Source organism: Spongiactinospora gelatinilytica, from assembly GCF_003236385.1.
GTDB lineage: Bacteria > Actinomycetota > Actinomycetes > Streptosporangiales > Streptosporangiaceae > Spongiactinospora > Spongiactinospora gelatinilytica.
The window spans coordinates 1-5,085 of record NZ_POUA01000467.1 but is presented as its reverse complement, the minus strand read 5'-3'; the positions used below and the strand labels follow the sequence as shown (position 1 = coordinate 5,085).

Genomic DNA, 5,085 nt, shown 5'->3' with positions numbered 1-5,085 from the left:
GCCTTCGGGGGCGGGCGGCGGGGCCTCCTGGGAGGCGCACGCCAGCTCATACCGCCCCGGGGTGTGCAGCGCGAAGCCGACGTAGTCCAGCCCGAAGGCGTGCAGCCGCATCGCCGGGAGCCGGGCCGGGTCGCCTTCCGCCGCAATGGTGCCGAGGCGGTGGAGGATGGCGCGGGCGAGGCGGTGGCGAGCCTGCTCGGCGACGGTGAGCACGAGCGCCCGCAGGTCCGCGAAGTGCCGGTAGGCGGCGTTGGGGCTGACCCCTACCGCCCGGGTCACCTCACGCGGCCCCAGTGCCCCGGCCCCCTTGTGCCGGGCGAGGTCCAGACCGGCCTCGATCAGCGCCGATCGCAGGTTGCCGTGGTGGTAAGTGAGCGCGCTGCGGGGCGCGGCGGTCCTGGCCCGCCGGCCGGCGGGATGATCGCCGGTCGGCCATGACATTCGTCCAAGACGCGGGCGCGGTGCCGCGGTGACAGTGGGGCATGAGCCACAGCATCGTGTACAACGCCTTTTCGGCGCTCGCCGGCAACGACCCCGAGCGGATCTCCGCGCTCTTCACCGAGGACGCCGAATGGCTCTCGCCCCCGGGCAATGCCACCGCCGTGGCGCTGAAGGCCACCGATCACATGGTGGGCAGGGCGGCGATCGTGCGTTTCTTCAGCGAAGACTTCCCTCGGTTGTACGCGCGTGATGTCGTGGTCACCCTCCATGAAATTCACGCCGCGGGTGAGCGGGTGGTCCTGGAGGCGACCATGACCGCGACGCTGCCCGATGGCGGGCACTACGCCGACGATCACTGCTTCGTCCTGGAACTGCGGGGCGAGCCGATCCACCGGGTCCGCGAGTACGCCGACACCGCCCGCGGGTTTCGCGCGATCTTCGGCGAGCCCGCCCGGTGGCCTGCCCCGGCCGGGTCGTGAAGCGGCCGGCTCAGCCGGTGGGGGCGGCGTCGTTGCGCCGGCAGGCGAAGGCCATCGTCACGTACGGCATCGTGAAGCCGCCGCCCAGCCGGTCAATGGCGGAGCCGACGCTGTCCAGGATCGGCGCCAGTTGGTCCGGTGAGAGCCGGGTGAGCACTCCGGAGGTGGGCATCTGGTCCAGCCAGGTCTCCTTGGTGTAGTGCCACTCCCATTCGAAGCGCCACTGCTCCACCTCGCCGAACGCGCCGGTGCGGCCGATGCCGCCGGTGGCCTTGCCGATCATCGAGTCGTAGGTGCCGGCGGCCGGGCCGGCCATGGCCTGGAGGTCGATCGGGGAGTCGGGCACGGCCTGCCGGTAGGAACCGGCGAAGGCGTCCATTACGTCGGGCGGCATCTGGAACACGTTCCAGAAGGCGGTGAGCAGCCCGCCCGGCCGCAGCACCCGCGCCGCCTTGGCCGCGCCGGCGATGGGGTCGATCCAGTGCCAGGCCGTCGCGGCGATGACCGCGTCGAAGTCGCGGCCGGCCGGGTCCCACTCCTCGAAGGTGGCCACCTCGGACCGGATTCCGGTGCGGCGGGCGAAGCCGGCCATCCGCGCGTCGGGCTCGACGCCGAGCACCCGGCAGCCGGCCTCGATGAGCTGGCAGGCGGCGATGCCGGTGCCGCAGCCGAGGTCGAGTACGTCGGGGCCGGGCGCGGTGGCGACGATCCGCTCCACCAGGGCGCCGGGGTAGCGCAGGCGGGTGCGGTCGTAGCGTTCGGCGTCGATGCCGAACGACTCGGCCATCGCGCGGGCCTTGTGGGGTTCGATGCCAGGGGAGGGGGAACCCGGAGAAGATATAGTGGGCATGTGCCCACCATAGTGGGCGCTTGCCCACTCGTCGATCGGGCGGGGCTTCGCAAGCGAAAGAGGGATGTACGGTGCCGACAGGGGTGGCCATCCGGGACGTGCGCGCGCAGTTGTTCGACGCCGCCGAGCGCGTCCTGCTCCGCGACGGGCCGAACGCGCTGACCAGCCGGGCGGTCACCACCGAGGCGGGCGTCGCCAAGGGCGTGCTGCACCGGCACTTCGCCGACTTCGACGCCTTCCTGGCCGAACTCGTCCTGGACCGCGTGGCCCGCGTCGAGGCCCGCGCGCCCGCGCTGCGCTCCTCGGCGGGGCACGGCACGGTGGCGGGCAATCTCAGCGACGCGCTGATCGACCTGTTCGGCTCGGTGGCGGTGGCGATCGTCGGGCTGATCATCTCCCGGGACGAGCTGCGCGCCCGGCTGCGCCGCGACCGGCCCCATGGTGTGCCGGTACTGGCCGAGGCCACCGCCATGCTCGCCGCCTACCTGGCCGAGGAACGCGCGATGGGCCGCATCGCGGCCGACGCCGACGTCGATCCCCTCGCGCTGTCGCTGATCGGGGCCGGGCACCTGCTGTTCGCCGACCGTACCGGCGAGCAGCCGCAGCCGCAGGCCGTGGAGAAGGTCGTGACCACGGTCATCGCCGATGTGGTGCAGCGCCGCCTGCTCTGACCGCCGGCCCCCGTTCCACGACGGCGTGCGCCGCCCGGGGCGGTTCTCGACCGCCCCGGGCGGCGCGCGCGGCCCGATCGCCTCAGGCGGCGGGCCGTACCGGTGGCCGGGTCAGACCTTGCGCCACTTCTGGGACCGCTGCCGTTGCAGACGCCCAGCTCGAACCTGCTGCTCACCCCGCCGGACCTGCACGCACTTGCCGGAGTTGGTGTTGACCAGGGCGCCGGCCGTGGTGAGGCTGAACTTCTGGGAGGCCGCGCCGCTGCAGCGCGACAACTGGACGGCGGCGCCGGCGGCGGAGCCCCCGGCGGTGTCCAGGCAAAGGGCGAAGTTGCGGATGGTGCCGTCCCGGTGGAAGTTCCAAAGTTGGGCGCCGGTGTTGTTGCAGTCCCACAGCCAGGGGCGCTGCCCCTCCACGCCGTCGGAGTTCGGCACGTCGATGGGTTGCAGGTCCTGACCGGTGTGGGCATCGCCTGGCACAAGGGCCTGACCTGGGCGTCGCTGGCCGAGCCCGGCTATGGCCGGGATTCTGGCGATCAAGCTGGCGCTGTTCTGTGTGGTGATGGCGGCGGCGGCGCTACACGGCTGGGCGGTGGGCGCGGGGCGTCCGCGTACGGCGCGGTCGCCTCGCTGATCGGCTCGCTCGGGGTGGTCCTGCTGGCCACCGCGCTGCCGGCGACCTGAGCGCCCCGCGGGCGGGCTAGGCACGCCGCGGCGTGTAGTGCAGCGCGGTGATCCCGCACTGGAACGGCCGCGCGCCGCGCAGGTCGAAGCGCAGCCGCCTGGCGTCGGCGCCGAACACGGGCAGCCCGGCGCCGATCGCGATGGGGTTGACGAACAGCCGCAGGTCGTCGATGAGTTCGGCGGCGATCAGGCTGGACACCAAGGTGGCCCCGCCGTAGACGATGATGTCGCCGCCCGGCTGCGCCTTCAGTCGTCCGATCGTCTCGGCGAGGTCGCCGCCGGCCACGACGGCGTTGTCCCACGGCGACTCGGTCAGCGTGTTGGAGATCACGACCTTGGGCGTGTCGTTCATCCAGTCGATGGTCTGGTCGGTCTCGCCCTCGGGACGTCCGGCCCAGGCCGGGATGAACCCCTCGGCCAGGGTGCGGCCCAGCACGATGCAGTCGACCGACTGGGTGGCCGCCTCGATGTACTCGCCGACGTCGATGCTCCATGAGGTGGTCAGCCAGTCCATCTCGCCCTCGGGACCGGCCATGTGGCCGTCGATGGTGACCTGGGCCTGAAGTATGAGCGTGCGCACGGGCGTGCCGTCCTTTCTCGTGGCCGGGAACGCGGTGCCGGAATGGCCCGGCACGCCCCGTCCGTTCGATGTTCCCTCAGCCTGCCCGGCCGCCCTTACGGTTCGCTTAAGGCATCCTTCCGCCCTGCCCACAGGGCTGCGGGGGTCAGCCGCCCGCCATGAGATCGACCAGGGCGCGGGCGGCCGCCTCGGAGGTGAACAGCCGCTCCAGCCGCGCGCGGGCCAGGCGGTGGCGGAACGGCCCGGCCAGCGACTCGTCCCCCGCCTCGTGGGTCATCTCGGTCAGCCAGCGGGAGTACTCCTGGTTGTTCCACACCCGTTTGAGGCAGGTTTCGGAATACGCCTGGAGGCCGGTGTCGTCGTGGTCGTGCACGGCGGCGCGCAGCGCGCGGGCCAGGACGTCGGCGTCGGCGATGGCGAGGTTCATCCCCTTGCCGCCCATCGGGGTGATGATGTGCGCGGCGTCACCGGCCAGGAACAGCCTGCCGTGGCGCATCGGGTCGGCGACGAAGCTGCGCATGTCCACGACGGTCTTGTCGGTGATCGTCGCGGCGGGCAGGTCGTCATCGCCCAGCCGCAGGCGCAACTGGGTCCACAGCCGTTCCTCGCCCCAGTGGGCCGGGTCGGCGCCGGGGTCGCACTGCAGGTAGAAGCGGCTGGCCTTGGGGCCGCGCGCGAAGTGGGCGGCGAAGCCGTGGGAGCTGATCGCCATGAGCGGATGGCGCGGCGGGGGGACGTCGGCGAGGATCGTGAACCAGCCGATGCCGTGGTCGTAGGAGTAGGTGGTCAGGGCGTCGGCGGGCACGGCGGCCCGGCTGGCGCCGTGCCCGCCGTCGCATCCGGCGATGTAGGCGCAGGTGATCTCGTGCAGGGCCCCGTCGGAGTCGCGGTAGGTGACCTTCGGCTCGGGCCCGGCGATGTCGTGCAGGGCGACGCCGTCGGCGGCGAAGCGCACGTCTGCGCCCGCTTTCTGGTGGGCGTTCAGGAGTCTGCCGATGAGGATCTGCTGCGGGATCAGGGCGCCGGTCCTGCCGCCGGACAGCGCGGCGACGTCCAGGAGCCGCGGCTCGCCGTCCACGCGGATCTCCAGGGAGCCGTCGCCGGGCATCCCGGCCAGGATCTCCCCGGCCAGCCCCCACTCTTCGAAGACGCAAGCGCCGTGGTAGTCCAGGACGCCGGCACGCTGGCGGCTCTCCACGTGGGCTCTGCTGTGCCGTTCCAGCACCACGCAGCCGACTCCGGCCAGCCGCAGCAGGTTGGCCAGGGTCAGGCCGGCGGGGCCGGCTCCGATGACGACGACGGTGGTGGCCTCGCGGATGGCGGTGTCGTTCGGCATGAACGGCCCCTTCGGCTGGGTGACGGGGGGCGGGCGGCCCCGGC

At 72.7% G+C, this 5,085-nt stretch carries 8 protein-coding genes; 3 read left to right on the top strand and 5 right to left on the bottom strand.

Going from position 1 to position 5,085, the window contains the following annotated elements; genetic code table 11:
- Positions 1-441, bottom strand: a 441-nt coding sequence (locus C1I98_RS34900; protein WP_146607826.1) for a TetR/AcrR family transcriptional regulator, incomplete at its 3' end; no start/stop codon positions are given.
- Between the two features lie 41 nt (positions 442-482).
- Here C1I98_RS34900 and C1I98_RS34895 point away from each other — a divergent pair.
- Positions 483-920 carry a nuclear transport factor 2 family protein gene (locus C1I98_RS34895; protein ID WP_111171584.1) on the top strand — a complete coding sequence of 146 codons (438 nt, stop codon included), beginning with the start codon at positions 483-485 and terminating at the stop codon, positions 918-920.
- Between the two features lie 10 nt (positions 921-930).
- Here C1I98_RS34895 and C1I98_RS34890 read toward each other — a convergent pair whose 3' ends face one another.
- Positions 931-1,707 carry a class I SAM-dependent methyltransferase gene (locus C1I98_RS34890; protein ID WP_199537453.1) on the bottom strand — a complete coding sequence of 259 codons (777 nt, stop codon included), beginning with the start codon at positions 1,705-1,707 and terminating at the stop codon, positions 931-933.
- Between the two features lie 134 nt (positions 1,708-1,841).
- Between C1I98_RS34890 and C1I98_RS34885 the strand changes: the two genes are divergently transcribed.
- Positions 1,842-2,441 (top strand): TetR/AcrR family transcriptional regulator, encoded by a 600-nt coding sequence (locus tag C1I98_RS34885; protein WP_111171582.1) that lies wholly within the window; start codon positions 1,842-1,844, stop codon positions 2,439-2,441.
- 111 nt (positions 2,442-2,552) lie between these two features.
- Here the strand turns inward: C1I98_RS34885 and C1I98_RS34880 are convergent, their stop codons facing one another.
- Complete coding sequence (locus tag C1I98_RS34880; RefSeq protein ID WP_158558308.1) at positions 2,553-2,876, bottom strand: ricin-type beta-trefoil lectin domain protein; 324 nt, start codon at positions 2,874-2,876, stop codon at positions 2,553-2,555.
- 9 nt (positions 2,877-2,885) lie between these two features.
- On the opposite strand from C1I98_RS34880, the gene C1I98_RS34875 reads away from it, so the two are divergent.
- On the top strand, positions 2,886-3,125 hold the full coding sequence (locus tag C1I98_RS34875; protein WP_233508443.1) for a hypothetical protein: 240 nt from the start codon (positions 2,886-2,888) through the stop codon (positions 3,123-3,125).
- Between the two features lie 16 nt (positions 3,126-3,141).
- Here the strand turns inward: C1I98_RS34875 and C1I98_RS34870 are convergent, their stop codons facing one another.
- Both C1I98_RS34870 and C1I98_RS34865 read right to left on the bottom strand, forming a co-directional pair.
- A complete protein-coding gene (locus C1I98_RS34870) occupies positions 3,142-3,759 on the bottom strand; it encodes a dihydrofolate reductase family protein (protein ID WP_233508442.1) in 618 nt (205 codons plus the stop codon).
- A 91-nt stretch (positions 3,760-3,850) separates the two neighbouring features.
- Positions 3,851-5,085, bottom strand: a 1,235-nt coding sequence (locus C1I98_RS34865) for a 4-hydroxybenzoate 3-monooxygenase (RefSeq protein ID WP_233508441.1), incomplete at its 5' end; no start/stop codon positions are given.